This is a genomic window from Nocardia sp. NPDC049526 (assembly GCF_044465765.1).
Lineage (GTDB): Bacteria > Actinomycetota > Actinomycetes > Mycobacteriales > Mycobacteriaceae > Nocardia.
The window spans coordinates 452,515-468,596 of sequence record NZ_JBITMA010000002.1 but is presented as its reverse complement, the minus strand read 5'-3'; the positions used below and the strand labels follow the sequence as shown (position 1 = coordinate 468,596).

Sequence of the window (16,082 nt, the reverse complement as noted above, 5' to 3'; positions counted from 1 at the left end):
GAACACGGGTCGGGCACGGATGACGTCAGGGCACAGCGGTATCGGGCCGCGTGGCGAGCGAACGAACATCTGATATCACACGACCGGTACCCGTTTGTGCTGTGACACAACACGAACGGGGCGGCGACTAGACCGGGAAGAGGCTGTGCTTGCGCGGGTTGTGCTTCCTGACCGCGCCCTTCTCACGCAGCAGGCGCAGCGCCCTGCGGATCTCCAGACGGGTTTGCGACGGTTCGACGACGGCATCGATGTAGCCGCGTTCGGCCGCGGTCCACGGGGTGGCCACGGTGGCGTTGTAGAAGTCGATCATCTGCTGGCGCACGGTGGCGCGCTGGTCGGGCGGGGTCGCCTCCAGTTGCCTGCGGCCGATGATGCCGACCATGCTCTCGGCGCCCATGACCGCGATCTGTGCCGTCGGCCAGGCCAGCGCCAGGTCCGCGCCCAGCGGTTTGCAGCCCATCACCGCATAGCCACCGCCGTAGGCCTTGCGCGTCACGATCGAGACGATCGGCACCGTGGCCTCGATGACCGCGCGGAAGAACCGGCCGCCGCGCTTGATGACGCCGTTGCGTTCCTCTTCGAGACCCGGCAGCACACCCGGGGTGTCGACGACGAAGATCAGCGGCAGGCCGAAGGCGTCGCACAGCCGGATGAAGTATGCCGCCTTATCCGAGCACAGTCCGTCCAGCGCGCCGCCGAGTACCTGCGGCTGATTGGCGACCACGCCCACACTGCGACCGTCGACCCTGGCGAATCCGGTGATCAGGTTCTGGGCGGTGCCAGCGCTGATCTCGTGGAAATCGCCGTCGTCGAAGATGCGCAGCAGCACCTCGTGCATGTCGTAACCGGACCGGTCGGAATCCGGAATGATCGAGTTCAGCTCGAGGTCGTGTGCCGTGGTTTCAGGTTCCAGTCCCGGATTCACCACCGGAGCCTGTTCGAGGCAGCTCGACGGCAGGTAGCTCAGATAGCTGCGGACCCAGTCGAAGGCGGCCTGCTCGTCGGCGGCGACATGGTGCACCGTGCCATTGGCCTGCAGGGCGGCGGCACCACCGAGATCGTCGGCGCTGACCACCTCGCCCGTCACGCCCTTGATCACCTCCGGACCGGTGACGAACATGTACGACCTCTCGGTCGCGACCAGCACATCCATATTGACCGGGCCGTAGACCGAACCGGCCGCGCATTTGCCGAGCATGACCGCGACCATCGGCACGAAGCCGGACAGATCCTCCTGGCGTCGGCACATCAGCGCGTACCAGGCCAGCGAGGTCACCGCCTCCTGGATGCGGGCGCCGCCGGAATCGTTGATCGACACCACCGGGCAGGCGTTCTCCTGCGCGAATTCCATTGCGGCGGCGACCTTTCGGCCGAACATCTCGCCGACCGAACCGCCGTGCACGGTCTGGTCGTGGGCGATGACGACGACCGGCCGGCCGTCGATGTAGCCGCGGCCGGTCACCACACCGTCGCCGTACATGCCGTCGGTGCTGCCCGGCTGTCGCACCAGCGCGCCCATTTCCACGAAGGAGCCCTGGTCCAGCAGCATGCGCACGCGTTCGCGCGCACTCGGTATTCCCTTGTTCTTGCGTTTCGCGATGCCGGTCTCGCCGGCGGGTTCCTCGGCAAGCTCCAGGATGTCCCGGAGTTCCTCGAGCTTTTCTCGCGTGCCGCTCATATGGGGTATGCCATCCTTCGAACTAGTCGCCTTGTACTGTCCGGATCCACCGAACGGTACAAGGCGCTCGATGCTATCGGGTGTAGGACCCGCAGCACAGGGATTCAACCTTAGTCATCGGACGGCTCACCGGTCCGCTGGGTGTGCCGTCCTCGGTGCGTCGGTGGATCGTCGCCGGGCGTTACAGCTGTCGCGCCGGGTGGCGCACCCGCGTCAGTGTCCCGTGGAGCACCCGGTCTCGCCGACTATATCCGGTCATCCGAATGACCGGATATATTGGACCGAGAATCGCTCTGCTGCTTGTGATTTCGCCCAAGCTTGTCGGCACAGTGTGATGACTTTCCTAATTACCGGACCGGGTATGCGATTTCGGTCCGAACACCACTAGCCTTTCAGAATTATGGTGGGCAAACAGGCTGGTTCGGGCAGTAAGAGCCTGGAATCGAAACTGGTCGAACATTTGACTTTTCAGGCCCGGCGCACGCAGCGCGGAGATCTCGGTACTATCACGCGCACCTGTTTGGCGGAGGCCGCGCAAGTGCTGGAACCGCAGTTGGTTCCGGCCCCCGAGCAGCCCGCGGTGATCACCGGATCGGCCGTGCAGTGGGCCCGCGAGGGGGTGGCGCTGGAAACTGTGCTGGACGCCTATCACGACGGTGTGCGCGTGGGGCTGGAATTCCTGGCCGAACAGGCGGCGGACGAGGATGCCGGTCAGGTGGCGGCCGCGGCCGGATTGATCGTGCGCGTGCTGGAAATGGTGACGACGGCGACGTCCACGGCCTATCTGGACGAACACCGCCAGGTCGCCCGCGAACAGCAGACGGTCGCGCAGACTCTGGTATCGGCGCTGCTCTGCGGGCACGGCGTCGCACGGCTGGCCGTGCGCGCAGGCATCAGCGTCGCCACGTCTTATCAGGTCGTCGCCCTCGCGATTCCCGCACATCCGGACGAGCGAAGACGCGGTTTCGGTGCGCCGTCCGCGGCGCGTCGGAAGTTGCGGCGGGTCCAGGCGGCGCTGGCGATGCCGCTCGGTTCCCGGGCACTGTCGCTGCTGTCCGATGAGGGCGGCACGGTCCTGGTGCCGATCGACGAGGTATCCGCCATGACACCGCTCGCGCTCACTCCAGAGGTGCTCGAGTTGGTCAGTGAGGCTGCCGAGGTACCGCTGACCGCAGTGGTCGCCTTCGGAGAGACCGCGCGGATTCCCGAATTGGCGGGGTCGGCACAGGAACGGCTCGCCCGGCTGCTCGCCGACGGCCGGGCGCCGGGGCTCTATCGGTTGGCTGATCTGCCGGGTTGTGACGGTTTCCAGCCAGGTCGTCGAGCTGTCGTCACCTCGCCCAATGATCGACGAATCACTCGTTCGGCCTGAACCAGCCCGCTTATCGTCGATTCAGGGGTGAACAAAGGAGCACGTGTGACGACCGCGTTGACCGATCTCGACATTCTGCGCGAACTGGAGCCCGTCGCCGAACGTCACCTCGACGAGCACCTGCGCAAGGCCAAGGCGTGGCACCCACACGATTATGTGCCGTGGGACGACGGCCGGAATTTTGCCGCCATGGGCGGCATCGATTGGGATCCGGAACAATCTCTGCTGCCGGAGGTCGCGCGGACCGCCATGGTGACCAACCTGCTCACCGAGGACAATCTGCCCTCCTATCACCGAGAGATCTCGGAGTCGTTCTCACTGGACGGCGTCTGGGGGACCTGGGTCGGGCGCTGGACCGCGGAGGAAAACCGTCATGCGATCGTCATGCGCGATTATCTGGTGGTCACTCGCGCGGTGGATCCGGTGGCCCTGGAACAGGCCAGAATGGCGCATATGACGACGGGTGTCGCGAAACCGGAGCAGGGGTCGCAGTTCCTGCGTTCGGTCGCATATGTGACATTGCAGGAACTCGCGACCAGAATAAGTCACAGAAATACCGGCGCCGCCTGTAATGAGCCCATCGCCGAGCGTATGCTGCAACGGATTGCCGCCGACGAGAACCTGCATATGATCTTCTACCGCAACCTCAGTGCCGCCGCCCTCGACCTAGCACCCGACGAGGCCATGCGTGCGGTCACCGATATCGTCACGCGGTTCCAGATGCCCGGACTCACCCAGCCCAACTTCCGGCGAAATGCGGTGGTACTGGCCAAGAGCGGCATCTACGATTTGCGCCAGCATCTGGATGTCGTGCTGCGGCCGGTGTTGCGCGCCTGGAATGTCTTCGAGCGCACCGATCTATCCGACGACGGCGAACGCGCCCGCGACGAACTCGGCGCATACCTCGACCAATTGTCCGTCAAGGCAACACGTTTCGAGGAGCAGCGCGACCGGGTCGCGGCCAGACAGGCAGAGCGAGCCGCCGTCGTACCATGAGTCTTCGAGCACCGATCACCGCGGCGGCGATGGCCCTCATCGCCGCGCTGGCGGCCGTGCCTGCACTCGCGGATCCGCCCGCCGTCGATCCGGCCATGACGCGGACCGGAACGATCAGCATCGAGACGGTCGGGCCGCGGCACGAACGTTTCGCCATCGCCTCGGCCGCAATGCGCCGGGTCATTACGGTGGATGTGTTGCGCGGCAGCGGTTCCGGACCGCATCCATTGCTGTATCTGCTCGATGGCGTCGACGGCGAGGCGGTCTCGGGGTGGCTGACCAAGGGGCGTGCGGCGGAGTTCTTCGCGGATAAGCCGGTCGATGTGGTGTTGACCAGCGGCGGCACCGGGAGCATGTACAGCGACTGGATGCGACGCGACGCCACCCTCGGGGTCAACCGCTGGGAAACCTTTCTCACCGGCGAGCTGCCGCCGATTATCGAGTCGTATCTGAAAACCGATGGGCGGCGAGCGATCGCGGGTGTGTCCATGGGTGCGCAGGCGGCCATGATGCTGGCCCAGCGGAATCCGGGGCGTTACCGTGCGGTCGCGGGAATGAGTGGATGCTATTCCACCGCAGACGATCTCGGTCGGGCGGTCACCACGATCACCGTCGCGTCGCGCGGTGGCAATGTCGAAAACCTCTGGGGTCCACCCGGATCGCCGGAGTGGAGTGCGCACGACAGCCTGCTCGGCGCACCGCAGCTGCGCGGCACCTCGATCTACCTGGCCGCCGCGACCGGCCTGCCGACCGACGCCGATCTCGTCGCGGTGTCGCGCGCGTCCGACCTCGGCGAAGCCTTGAAGACGGCGGGCGGGGGTCTGGCCCTCGAGGCCGGTGCGCGCTCGTGTACCGAACGCTTCGCGGCACGACTGGCCGAACTCGATATCCCGGCCACCGTCGACTACGCCCCGACGGGTATGCACACCTGGCCCGACTTCGAGGCCCAACTGCCGCGGGCCTGGCGAGTGCTCGCCCCGGCGCTCGGCCTTCCGGACCCGCACTGATCCACGCGACACCCTGAGCTGATGCGGCTTGCCTCGGTGGGCCGCGTCGGTAGGGTTGGGGCAAATCGACGGAGGGGAGCTTCGATGCTGGAAGTCGCGCACCTGATGCGCCGGTTCGGGGACAAGGTGGCGGTGGACGACGTGTCGTTTCCGGTGCTGCCGGGGGCACTGACCGGATTCGTCGGCGGCAATGGCGCGGGTAAAACCACGACGATGCGAATGATCATGGGGGTGTTGGCCATTCACGGCGGGGAGGTCCGGTGGCAGGGGCGGCCGGTGACCGTCGCGGATCGGCGTTCGTTCGGTTATATGCCCGAGGAACGCGGGTTGTATCCGAAACAGCCGGTGCTCGATCAGCTCGTCTATCTCGCGCGGCTGCGCGGACAATCCGTCGCGGGAGCCAAGCGGCATGCGGCCGACCTGCTGGACCGATTCGCGCTCGGGGATCGCGGGAAGGACAAGCTGGAGTCGCTCTCGCTCGGTAATCAGCAGCGGGTGCAGATCGCGGCGGCGGTGATCGCCGAGCCGGATGTGCTGATACTCGACGAACCGTTCTCCGGTCTGGATCCCGTTGCCGTCGATTCGATGGCGGAACTGCTGCGGGAGTACGCGGCGCGGGATGTGCCGGTGCTGTTCTCCTCGCATCAGCTCGATCTGGTGGAGCGGTTGTGCGATCAGTTGGTGATCCTGGCGGCCGGTCGGGTCGTCGGGCAGGGTGCGGTCGAGGAACTGCGTGCGACGGGTGGGACGCGCTACCGGTTGGTCCTCGGCGGAGATTCCGGGTGGCTCGGTGAGTTCGCCGGGGCGAGCGTGCTCGAGCGCAATGGGTCGGGTGTGTTGTTGGAACTGACCGGTGCGACTACCGATGAATTGCTGACCACGGCATTGGCGCATGGTTCGGTGCGGGAGTTGGCCGAGGTGCGGCCGTCGCTGGCGGAGATCTATCGGGAGGTGACGGCATGAGCGAGCGAACAATGAACGCTGCCGAGCAATCCGTGCCGCGCGGGGTGTGGCGGATCGTCACCGAGCGTGAGGTCGTGGTGAAGTTGCGCGACCGGAACTTTCTCATCTCCACCGCTATCACCATCATTGCGATTGTCGCGTCGCTGGCCATCAGCGGATTCGTGAGCAGTCGCACCGACAAGGTCGAGGTGGCGATCACGGGTGCGGGTGCGGATCAGATCGTTACGACCGCGAACAGTTTTGCCGAAAGCGCCGATAAGAACGTCATTTTCACGGGGCATCCGGAGCCCGATGTGGGCGCCGTGGAGCGGCAGGTGCGTGACGACGCGGTCGATGTCGGGTTGATTCCCGCCGGTTCGGGCGAGTGGCGGCTGGTCGGTAAAGCGGGGCAGGACGATAATGCCGCGACATACCTGACGGCTGCGGTCCGGCAGATTACGGTGCAGCGCAATGCGATTTCCGCTGGTACATCGATGGAGGCGCTGAGTCGCGGTAGCGTGGTCGCGTACGGTCTGCTCGATCCGTCTGCCGTTGATCCCGGTCTGGCGAAGGTGGTGTCCTTCGTCTTCGCATTCCTGTTCTATATGGCCTCGTTCCTGTTCGGTATGTCGATCGCCCAGAGCGTGGTCGAGGAGAAGCAGAACCGCATCGTGGAAATTCTCGCCAGCGCGATTCCGTTGCGGCAGTTGCTGATCGGGAAGGTGATCGGCAATACGATCATGGCCTTCGGGCAGCTCGCGCTCTTCGTCTGCGCGGGGTTGGCCGGTTTGACGTTTACCGGCAAGGGGGATCAGGTCAGCGAAATCGCCGGTGCCGCAGGCTGGTTCATCGTCTTCTTCGTCGTCGGGTTTCTAGCCCTCGCTAGTCTGTGGGCGGTCGCCGGTTCGCTCGCGACCCGCAGTGAGGACATCCAATCCACCGCGACACCGCTCTCGCTGCTCATCATGCTGGTGCTGTTCGCCGGAATCTTCCTCTCCGGTACCGCTCGAGTGGTCGCGTCCTATGTGCCCGTGCTGTCCATCGTCACCATGCCCGCACGCCTGGCCGAAGGCACCGCATCCTGGTGGGAACCGCTGATAGCCCTGGCCCTCATGGCGGCCGCGACCTACGGCATCGTCGTGATCGCGGAGCGGATCTACCGCCGCTCCCTGATGCAGACCCAAGGGCGACTGACGATCCGGCAGGCGCTGAAGGTGGAGGACTAACCGGGAAGCGTCGTCGTGGTGGCACAGGCGCTGTCGCGCAGGAGCCTCGGTGTGGTGTCGAGTGGAATGTCGTACCAGAGATCGAGTTCCAGTCGGTTCCCAGCGCCGATGGTCACCTCGGTCGGTTGACGTTTGATGGCCATGGCATCGTTGCTGACCGGATGTGCGGTGCCCGCGGCGTCGTCGAGTTGATAGTCGGTGGTGCGGGTCGTATGGAATGTGCTGTCGGCGTTGGTAATCGCCACTCGAACGCGAACTAACTGCCCCTTGGGCAGCCATTCGGCATGCGTGCCGAAGATATAGCCGTGCCCGGGCTCGACAACGAGCGCGGTGATTTCCAGCTTGGTGCAATCCGCCGGTGTGCGGACGTACTCCGTGGTCGTAACGATCGTTGCACTCGGCGCCGGTGTCGGGTCAGCACAGGCTGCGAGCGGGAGAAACAAGAGCGAAAGCAACCGACGCACCCGTCTCATGCTAGGACCCGCCCAGCGGCGACGTGCCCGTATTGTGCACTGGAACCGATGGGTGCAACGGGGCGTGGATCAGGTTCGGGGGCCGGTGATTTCGAGTTCCCGGAGCGTGGGGTGCGGGGTTGGGGTTGTGAGTTCGAGGCGGATGTAGCGGGTCGAGAGGGGGGTGGGGAGGGTGCCCGTGGTTGGGTCGGGGTTGATAGGGGTCCAGGTGTGGTTGTCGGGGGAGGTGGTGAATGAGGTTGGGGTGGGGGCGGCCCAGTGGGGGAGGATTCGGGCGATGTGGGTTTCCTGGCCGAGGTCGACGGTGAGGGTGGCGGTGGGGGTGTTGGGGGACCAGCTGGTGGCGGGGGTGCCGTCTACGGCGGCTTCGGCGTATTTGCCGGGTTCGTCGGAGCTGGTGGTGACCGGTTTGCAGCGGGCTAGGTTGTCGGTGGGGGTCCGGTCGGGGCGGCGGGTCGGGACCGCCAGTTCGCTGTCGAGGCGGTGGGTTTCGGTATCGGTTCGGACCTGTAGCGGTTGGCCCTCGGTCAGGGTGAGTTCGGTTTCGTCGGGGCCGATGGTGGCGTCGAGAGTTCGTCCCTGCCAGTGGATTCCACGGATGGTGAGGCCGTCGGGGAGTTCGGGCGGAAGGGTTGGGGCGATCCGGATTCCGTCGGTGTCGAAGCGCAGGCCGAGTAGGCCGTTGGTGAAGGTCTGCAGGAAGCCGCCTGCCGCGGTGACGAATGTGAAGGCGGGCGCACCGGCGAGCGGGTCCTTCGCTCCGACCTTGGCGCCGCGGGCCTCGGCGAACTGGCCGAAGGGGCCCCGGACGAACGGGCGCGCGGCGCGCTCGAGGAAGGTGTCGGTCGCGCAGCCGGGGGCGCCGATTGTCGCCGCGTCGATGGCGTGCACCGAATCGGTCATTGCGGGACCGTCGGGATCGGTTCGCTCCGAATAGTATTCGAGCACATTGGCCGCCACATCCGGCGACATCGGCCAGTCCAGGGGGTAGATCAGTAGCACGGTGTCGGCCTGTTTGATGGGAGTGCCTGTGTAGCCGTCGAATTGGACGAAGATCCGTTGGCTGCGATCGAACGGCATGCGCAGCCCATCGGCGATCGCGGTCCACTCGGGCCGGTGCGGTTCGCCCAGAATCTCCGCCGCGCGGGTGGCATTGCGCAGGGCGAGGGCGGCGACAGCATTGGTGTAGACCGCGTCGTTCACCCCGTTGCTGTACTCGTCGGGGCCCGCGACATTGCGAATCGAGTAGCTGCCGTCGTCGTTGCGCGTCACCCGCGAGGCCCAGAATTCGGCGAGCGCGCGCAGCACGGGCCAGCCGCGTTCGCGCAGATAGCCGGTATCGCCGGTGGCCGCGTAGTACTGCCAGGCCGCCAGGGACGCGTCGCCTTGCAGATGGATCTGGGTCAGGCAGTGCGGGGGATCCCAGCTGTGGCATTCGTCGAGATCGCCACGGCTCGCACTGGTCCACGGATAGAAAGCGCCGCGGTAGCCGAGCCGCTGGGCGTTGGCCCGGGCGGCGGGCAATGTCCGAAAGCGGTAGTCCACCACCGATTTCGCCAATTCCGGTGCGAACTGCAGCAATCCGGGGAACATCCAGATATCCGCATCCCAGAACACCGCGCCGCCATAGTTGTCGCTGCTGAGCCCGACCGGCGAAATGCTGTTGTCCTGTTGAGAGTTCGTGCTCGAATACAGCGAATACAGCGCACCGCGCGCCCATGTCTGCACATCGGGTTGACCGGGCACCTCGATGTCACCGCGCCACCGCGCCCGCCAGGCCGCGGATGTTTCCGCGAGCAGGTTCGCCCATCCCGTCCGCACGGCCCGCTGTGCCGACTCGAACGCGGTCGCCGCCGGATCAGGAGAGGTGCGGGTGGTATCGACCCCGACGAACTTCGTCAACTGATACGTGCCGCCGTCGCGCACCGGAAACCGAACATCCTGGCGCGCACTGAGATCGCGGGCAGGTGGCATCGGCTGAATCGCTTTCGAAGCGATACCCGCCCCCGGGCGCAGCACAGAGACGATATCGCCGCCGACATCGGTGCCGTCGGTACGGAATCCGACCCGAATGGTGTCGTCATCGCGAGCGCCCACCTCGGACTCGCCGACCCGTCGCGCACCGGCGCCGTCGACGAGATCGGAGACGACCATCTCGCCCGACCAGTGCGGCATCACCGTGACGTGCACCGCGCCGACATGTTGATCCACCTGGTCGGTGAGCACGTCGTAGACCAGATCGGTGGCCTTGCCATCGGGCGCGCTCCAAGTCAGCCGGGTCCGCACCAGTCCGCAGCGCAGGTGCAGTGTTTGCGTGAAGTTCGAGATCTGAGCAGCGGGTGTGGCCGGCGAATAGGTGTGCTCGCCGACACCGACCAGCAATCCGGACCAGTTCGGAATGGCCGCGGCGACCTCGCGGTTGTCGGCCACACCCGGAGTGTGCGCATAGAGGCCGGCGACGAAAGCGCCATCGTATGCGGGCGTGTAGAGCGGCCAGCCGGTCGTCTCATCGGTCGCGGTGTATCCCATGCCGCGCGGCGGCACACGCAATCCGAGATAGCCGTTCCCGACGAACGGATGTGCACCGATCGGCACGTCCACCTGATCGTTCGACGGCGCCCAGCCGGGAGCCGACGCCGATGGATCATCCGGACATGCACCACTGGCAACTCGATCGCTGTGACGCACCGCGACCAGCACCGCTGTTGCCGCCAACATGACGACCGCCGCCAGCGCGATACCCAACAGAATCGTGGTGCGACGGCTCACACGTTGGAACAACTGGCCGATCCGGGACATTCGCGCCTCCACGTCGAGCTCGACGTTCGTGCCGAGCCGCGATACGCGTCGACGACCGCAGGACCGGCTACCGGGTTACGCAGGTGTGATTCCATTGTTCCATCCACAACGATCCGCGCGGTGGAATGCGGCGGGGCCCGGGGTGTTGACACAGATATGACTTCGGGACTCGATGAGGTGCGGTTTTCGATTCTGGATCGCTCGCGCGTCCGACGCGGCCAGAGCCACCCGGAGACACTGCGGGAGACCGTGGAGTTCGCGCGGTTGGCCGAGGATTGGGGATATCACCGGTTCTGGGTCTCGGAGCACCACAGCGTGCCCGGCGTCGCGGGCTCGGCGCCAACCGTGCTGGCCGCGGCCGCCGCTGCGGTGACTTCGCGGATCCGAATCGGGACCGGCGGGGTGATGCTGCCGAACCATCAACCATTGGTCGTGGCCGAGCAATTCGGTGTCCTGGAATCGCTGTACCCGAGACGGATCGATATGGGGCTCGGGCGCTCGGTGGGTTTCACCGATGGGGTGCGACGGGCGCTCGGACACGGCAAGACCGATGCCGACGATTTCGATGAGCAGCTCACCGATGTTCTCGAATACTTCACGCGCGGCAAGTCGGGTGTGCACGCTTGGCCTGCGGAGGGGTTGCGGGTACCCGCATTCCTGCTGGCGACCGGCTCCGGTGCGGAGCGGGCTGCGCGTTTCGGCTTGCCGTTGGTCATCGCCTCGATCGCCGGACCGGACCGTATGGTCGAGGCGATCGACCGTTATCGCGCGGAATTCCGTCCGACGCCATGGGGATCCGAACCGTATGTCGTCGTATCCGGTGCGGTGGTGATCGCCGATTCGACCGAGGAGGCGCATCGGCTGTTGCTGCCCGAGGCTTGGTCGAGCGCGTATTCCCGCACGCGCGGTGAGTTTCCGGCGCTGATTCCACCCGCGGAGATCGAATCCATGACGATGACCGACCGGGAACGCAGGATCTTCGACGAGGCGCTGCGCGACCATATCCACGGGACCGAGGACGAGGTCGCGGCGGCGTTGGAAGCTTTGGTCGCACGCACCGGCGCGGACGAAATCCTGGTCCACACCAGCACTTACGACCGCGGCGCCCGGCTGGACTCACATCGCAGACTCGCCCGGCTGACCGGGCTTCAATCCCGCTTCGGGAACAGGACTTCCGCCGCGGCGTAGCCGAAAAGCCTACGGCCGTGCGACCTTGCGTCCAGCGCGACCGTGGCCTTGCGGCGATGCGGATCGAGTGAGGTTATCCGACCATGGAATTCGATGGCGCTGGCCTGTAGCGGCGGAATATGCAGATAGTGCGTGTAATGCGCGAACTGGGCGCGGAATCGGGTGGCAGCCGCCGGATCACCGAGCCAGCCACCGAGGTATCCGGCGGCCAGGCCGAGTTTGAGCATGCCGGGGGCGACGACGGTCGGCAGCCCGCTCGCGTTGGCGGCCTGCTCACTGAACAGCACCGGATTGGTATCACCGGTCACCCCGGCATAATTGACAAGATCACCGCGCGACAGATGTAGGACCCGGGCCGGCAACTCCGTACCGACCGAAAGGGATTCGAAATCGACCGTGGTGCGCGGTATGCGGGGCGAGATCGGTGCCACGATCCCGTCGCCGTCGCTCGGAACAACGACGCCGGGCATACCCGGCGCATCGGGGGAGTGCATAGCGATCCGGCCGACCCGCTCCGCCGATCCCGTGCCCTCGGGCCCGGTGCGCGCCAGCAGAGCCGTCGACCCGGTCTGTACCACCTCGCCGTGCTGATCGGTCAATACGCTCTTGACCGCGAGCACGTCGTAGTCGGCGAAATGCCGAAATGATTCGAAATAGACATCACACGTGATCCGGTCGCCGGCGACCAGCGGCCTGCCGATATCGAGCACCTGGTCCGCGTGCAGAATCCGGTGCGAATCGTAGCCGGTGATGAGGGTATCGAGTATTTCGCGATGGACCCGGAGCAGGATTATCGAGGCGAATGTGGGCGGGGCGATCAAACCGTCGAAGCCGAGCTGCGCGGCCGCCTCCTCGTTCCAATGTGCGGGGTGGAAATCCTGTATCGCACGGGCGAATTCACGGATCTTTTCCCGTCCGACCTCGTAGGTGGTGGCGGATCGATATCGATGGTCGAGTAATGCGCGGGCCTGGTCGGCTTGGGCCGCAGCGGCATCGACGGCGCTATTGTTCATATTCGCTCCTGTGTTGCGGGATGTGGTGCGGCTCAGGATCTGGGCCCGAACTCCCAAACGAGCGGCGGTACCTTTTCGGGAGTGACCGTGGCGACGACGGCTACTCCGGCATCGCCGAAAAGGGCTGCGGCCCGGTCGATATGGTCGGCGGAGGTCACCACGACGGCGTCGCGTATGCCGATATCGTGCATGATCCGAGCCGAACGTTCGGCGTTCTGCGTGGTCGAGACCGCCTCGGCCTCGATATGGACGCGCGCGGCCGGAATTCCGTGTCCGATAAGCCAATCCGCCATCGCCTGCGCCTCGGTGACTCCGTTGCGCGGATTGCCGCCGGTCACGATTATCGGTGACAGCGGAGCCAGCAGGGCCTGCGCATATCCGGCGTGTAGCCGACTGATCAACTCCGGTCGCATTTCGCCGTCAGGGAGCAGTCCGTAGCCGAGCACCACGATCGCGGTCTGCGGTCCGCGGAAACCGAGCGGCTGTGCCGACGGCGCGGGTTCGGTTGGCGGCCAACCGAACAGCATGCCCTGCGGCTGTTCTGCCGAGCCGCCCACATCGGCGACCGCGGGCGGGCTGTGCAGTAATACCGCCGCCACCGTCGCGGCGCCGAGCTTGGGCTCCGCGGTCATCCGCGCGATGCCGCGGCCGAAGCGGACGGTGGATTCGATCGGATCGGACATGGCGGCTCCACTCATTAGCCGTCGGGTGGCCGCCGACGGCGGGAAAACGTGGAACCATGGTCGTCCCAAATTTTCCGAATTGCTCGTGATCCGTTGGTGATCTGGAGAATTCACCGAATTGGATCGCCCGAATTTGTAGGCGTCACTGCGGCAGAGGAAATCCCTGGTTGTGCCGCACCCCCAACGGAGACAAAGCCCTTTGGTGAGGTATCCAGTTACCTTGCCGTCCCACGGGTTTCACCGACACCCGGCTTTAGCGTTGGCGCAGTTTCAGCGCCGTCGACCGACATACCTCGGCGCTGCGACTCGAACGCTGTCGTTCTCCAGGAAGGCATGTCATGAAACGAAGTAGATGCGGTCGGTCGGTCAGCGCCGCGGTGATGATGGGCGTCTCGGTGCTCGCCATGAGTGTGACCGGCGTCGCAGCCAATGCGAATCCCGATCCGGCGCCCACGGAGCAGACTCTGGCCGACTACATTGCCGCGGGCCGGAAGGCGGCACCGGTCGCCGATTCCGGCAGCGCGGGCAGTTCGGGTTCGGCCTGCACCTCGGGCAGCGGTGCAGGATCGGGCAATGGCTCCGGTGATTGCTACGGCGGCTCCGGCAGTAGCTCCGGGTCGTCGGGCGGATACGCCAGTGACACACAGGGTTACGGCCCGCCGATGACATCGTGGTTGGCCGCCTTCGGCTACGGCCTGCTGAATCCGGATGTCGCACCGCCCGGCACCAATGACTGGAACTGTAAGCCGACCGCCGAACATCCGCGCCCCGTGATCGCGCTGCACGGCACGTGGATGAACGCCTACAACGGATTCGCCTATATGGGCCAGCCGCTGAAGGATGCGGGCTTCTGCGTCTTCACCTTCAACTACGGTCGCTCGAACCTGCTGGAAGGCGGCGGTCTCGGCTCGGTGCTACCCGGTGTGATGGGCACCGGTTACATCCAGGATTCGGCCGAACAGGTCGCCGCTTTCGTCGATCGAGTGCTGGCCGCGACCGGCGCGTCCGAGGTCGATATCGTCGCCCACTCCCAGGGCGGTTCGATGGCCAACTGGTACACCAAGTTCGAGGGCGGTGCGGCCAAGGTGAAGAATCTGGTCACCTTCGGCGCCACCCATCACGGCACCAGCCTCGACGGCATCGGCGCATTGGGCCGGGCCATCAATAACTTCGGCATCGATATTCTCGGCTTCATCGAGATCTTCGTCGGTCACGCGGGCATCCAGCAGACCATCGGCTCGGACTTCGTGAACCAGCTCAACGCCAACGGCGACACCATCGCCGGCGTCGACTACACCGTGGTCGGAACTCGCTACGACGAGGTCACCAACCCCTACGACCTGACCTTCCTGAAGGCGGGTCCAGGCGTGACCGTCCACAACATCACCCTGCAGGACGGTTGCGAACAGGACCTTTCCGACCACCTGACAATCATGTACTCACCGCGCGCCCTGTCGATCGCGCTCAACGCGCTCGACCCGGCCGGTCATCCGAATCTGGAGTGCGCCTTCAACCCGTGGTTGATCGGCGGTGGCGGCAAGCTGTAGGCGTGCACCGCGGCCGAACAGGACGAACCCTGACTCCCCGAGCCTGTTCGGCGGGTGCGCCGACCGCTACGCGACTCCGTACCGGTGAAACGGATTCCTACCCCGCCTTCTGTTTCTCGGTCGGTGTAGGCGCGTGGCGGCGTGCCCACCGAGCCGATTCCGCACGATCGGCCCGGTGGGCATTCGGATGTCCGGACCCGGTGGCGGTAAACGTTCGGCGAACTCCAGGACACCGGCCAGGGATGCTGGTTCACTACTAGACGGCAGTGTGATCGGCATCACCTCGGGTGGGATCGGTTGGCCCGCCCGCGGCCGCAGGCAACCGACGAGTGAACGGAGATACCGATGCCTGTTCGAAGCACACCTTGGTCCGAGGGCACCCCGTGTTGGGTCGACTGCCAGGTCGACGACGCGGTGAAGGCGAGCGAGTTCTACGCGGATCTGTTCGGCTGGACCATCGAGGGCGGCGGGGACGAGTCCGGCGGATATCTGATGGGAATGAAGGGCGGGCAGGCTGTCGCGGGGATCGGCCCCAAGCCGCAGGCCGGGATGCCCTCGGTATGGACGACCTATCTCGCCGCCGATAATGCCGACGCGATCGCCGAGAAGGTGGGCGCGGCGGGCGGCCAAGTGGTCATGCCTCCCTTCGACGTGCTCGACGCCGGGCGCATGTTCATCGGGGTCGATTCCGTCGGCGCGGCATTCGGCATCTGGCAGGCCCGTGCGCACAACGGCGCCGCCGTCCACAACGAGCACGGCGCCTACTGCTGGAACGAACTGCACACCCGGCAGCTCGACACCGCGAAGAAGTTCTACGCCAATGTCTTCGGTTTCACTTACGCCGATGTCGGCGACGGCAAGAACATGATCTACGCGATGTTCACCCCGCGCGGCGGCGAACAGCCCGCCGGCGGTATGAACGATGACACCGTGATGCCCGGCGACCCTATGCCGAGCTACTGGCTGACCTGGTTCCAGTTCGACGACGTCGACGCGGGGTTGGCGCGGGCCGCCGAGCTCGGCGCGAGGGTGCTGATGCCCGCCTCCGACTCGCCTGCCGGCCGGATGGCAATGGTCTCGGCGCCACAGGGCGAGGTGTTCGGAATCATCGACACCAACGTGACGGTCGGCGAGATGCCACAGTAAACGACCGTCGCA

At 65.7% G+C, this 16,082-nt stretch carries 13 protein-coding genes; 8 read left to right on the top strand and 5 right to left on the bottom strand.

Annotated features, from left to right (window positions below):
* Positions 1–127: 127 nt before the first annotated feature.
* The gene (locus ACIBW7_RS06710; RefSeq protein ID WP_397044841.1) at positions 128–1,678 is read right to left on the bottom strand and encodes an acyl-CoA carboxylase subunit beta; all 1,551 of its coding nucleotides are present in this window, start codon (positions 1,676–1,678) and stop codon (positions 128–130) included.
* Between the two features lie 400 nt (positions 1,679–2,078).
* Between ACIBW7_RS06710 and ACIBW7_RS06705 the strand changes: the two genes are divergently transcribed.
* From ACIBW7_RS06705 to ACIBW7_RS06685, 5 genes are all read left to right on the top strand, one after another.
* Positions 2,079–3,050 (top strand): transcriptional regulator, encoded by a 972-nt coding sequence (locus tag ACIBW7_RS06705; RefSeq protein WP_397044839.1) that lies wholly within the window; start codon positions 2,079–2,081, stop codon positions 3,048–3,050.
* A 45-nt stretch (positions 3,051–3,095) separates the two neighbouring features.
* Positions 3,096–4,046 (top strand): acyl-ACP desaturase, encoded by a 951-nt coding sequence (locus ACIBW7_RS06700; RefSeq protein WP_397044837.1) that lies wholly within the window; start codon positions 3,096–3,098, stop codon positions 4,044–4,046.
* On the top strand, positions 4,043–5,053 hold the full coding sequence (locus tag ACIBW7_RS06695) for an alpha/beta hydrolase (RefSeq protein WP_397044835.1): 1,011 nt from the start codon (positions 4,043–4,045) through the stop codon (positions 5,051–5,053). Before ACIBW7_RS06700 ends, ACIBW7_RS06695 begins: the two co-directional genes overlap by 4 nt.
* 84 nt (positions 5,054–5,137) lie before the next feature.
* Entirely contained in the window at positions 5,138–6,016 is an 879-nt protein-coding gene (locus ACIBW7_RS06690) for an ABC transporter ATP-binding protein (RefSeq protein WP_397044833.1), read from the top strand.
* Positions 6,013–7,221: an ABC transporter permease gene (locus tag ACIBW7_RS06685; RefSeq protein ID WP_397044831.1), complete on the top strand. Its 1,209-nt coding sequence runs from the start codon at positions 6,013–6,015 to the stop codon at positions 7,219–7,221. Before ACIBW7_RS06690 ends, ACIBW7_RS06685 begins: the two co-directional genes overlap by 4 nt.
* Here ACIBW7_RS06685 and ACIBW7_RS06680 read toward each other — a convergent pair.
* Positions 7,218–7,685: a hypothetical protein gene (locus tag ACIBW7_RS06680; protein ID WP_397044829.1), complete on the bottom strand. Its 468-nt coding sequence runs from the start codon at positions 7,683–7,685 to the stop codon at positions 7,218–7,220. The two genes, ACIBW7_RS06685 and ACIBW7_RS06680, sit on opposite strands and share 4 nt — an antisense overlap.
* 78 nt (positions 7,686–7,763) lie before the next feature.
* Entirely contained in the window at positions 7,764–10,493 is a 2,730-nt protein-coding gene (locus tag ACIBW7_RS06675) for a discoidin domain-containing protein (RefSeq protein WP_397044827.1), read from the bottom strand.
* 156 nt (positions 10,494–10,649) lie between these two features.
* Between ACIBW7_RS06675 and ACIBW7_RS06670 the strand changes: the two genes are divergently transcribed.
* On the top strand, positions 10,650–11,681 hold the full coding sequence (locus ACIBW7_RS06670) for an LLM class flavin-dependent oxidoreductase (RefSeq protein WP_397044825.1): 1,032 nt from the start codon (positions 10,650–10,652) through the stop codon (positions 11,679–11,681).
* Here the strand turns inward: ACIBW7_RS06670 and ACIBW7_RS06665 are convergent.
* Positions 11,642–12,694, bottom strand: a complete 1,053-nt coding sequence (locus tag ACIBW7_RS06665) for a fused (3R)-hydroxyacyl-ACP dehydratase subunits HadA/HadB (protein ID WP_397044823.1) — start codon at positions 12,692–12,694, stop codon at positions 11,642–11,644. The genes ACIBW7_RS06670 and ACIBW7_RS06665 overlap by 40 nt on opposite strands.
* Positions 12,695–12,726: 32 nt before the next feature.
* Positions 12,727–13,377 carry a YdcF family protein gene (locus ACIBW7_RS06660; RefSeq protein WP_397044821.1) on the bottom strand — a complete coding sequence of 217 codons (651 nt, stop codon included), beginning with the start codon at positions 13,375–13,377 and terminating at the stop codon, positions 12,727–12,729.
* A gap of 338 nt (positions 13,378–13,715) precedes the next feature.
* Here ACIBW7_RS06660 and ACIBW7_RS06655 point away from each other — a divergent pair, with 338 nt between their 5' ends.
* Together ACIBW7_RS06655 and ACIBW7_RS06650 are read left to right on the top strand one after the other, a co-directional pair.
* Complete coding sequence (locus ACIBW7_RS06655; protein WP_397044819.1) at positions 13,716–14,924, top strand: esterase/lipase family protein; 1,209 nt, start codon at positions 13,716–13,718, stop codon at positions 14,922–14,924.
* Between the two features lie 345 nt (positions 14,925–15,269).
* Entirely contained in the window at positions 15,270–16,070 is an 801-nt protein-coding gene (locus ACIBW7_RS06650; RefSeq protein WP_397044817.1) for a VOC family protein, read from the top strand.
* The last annotated feature ends 12 nt before the right edge of the window (positions 16,071–16,082 follow it).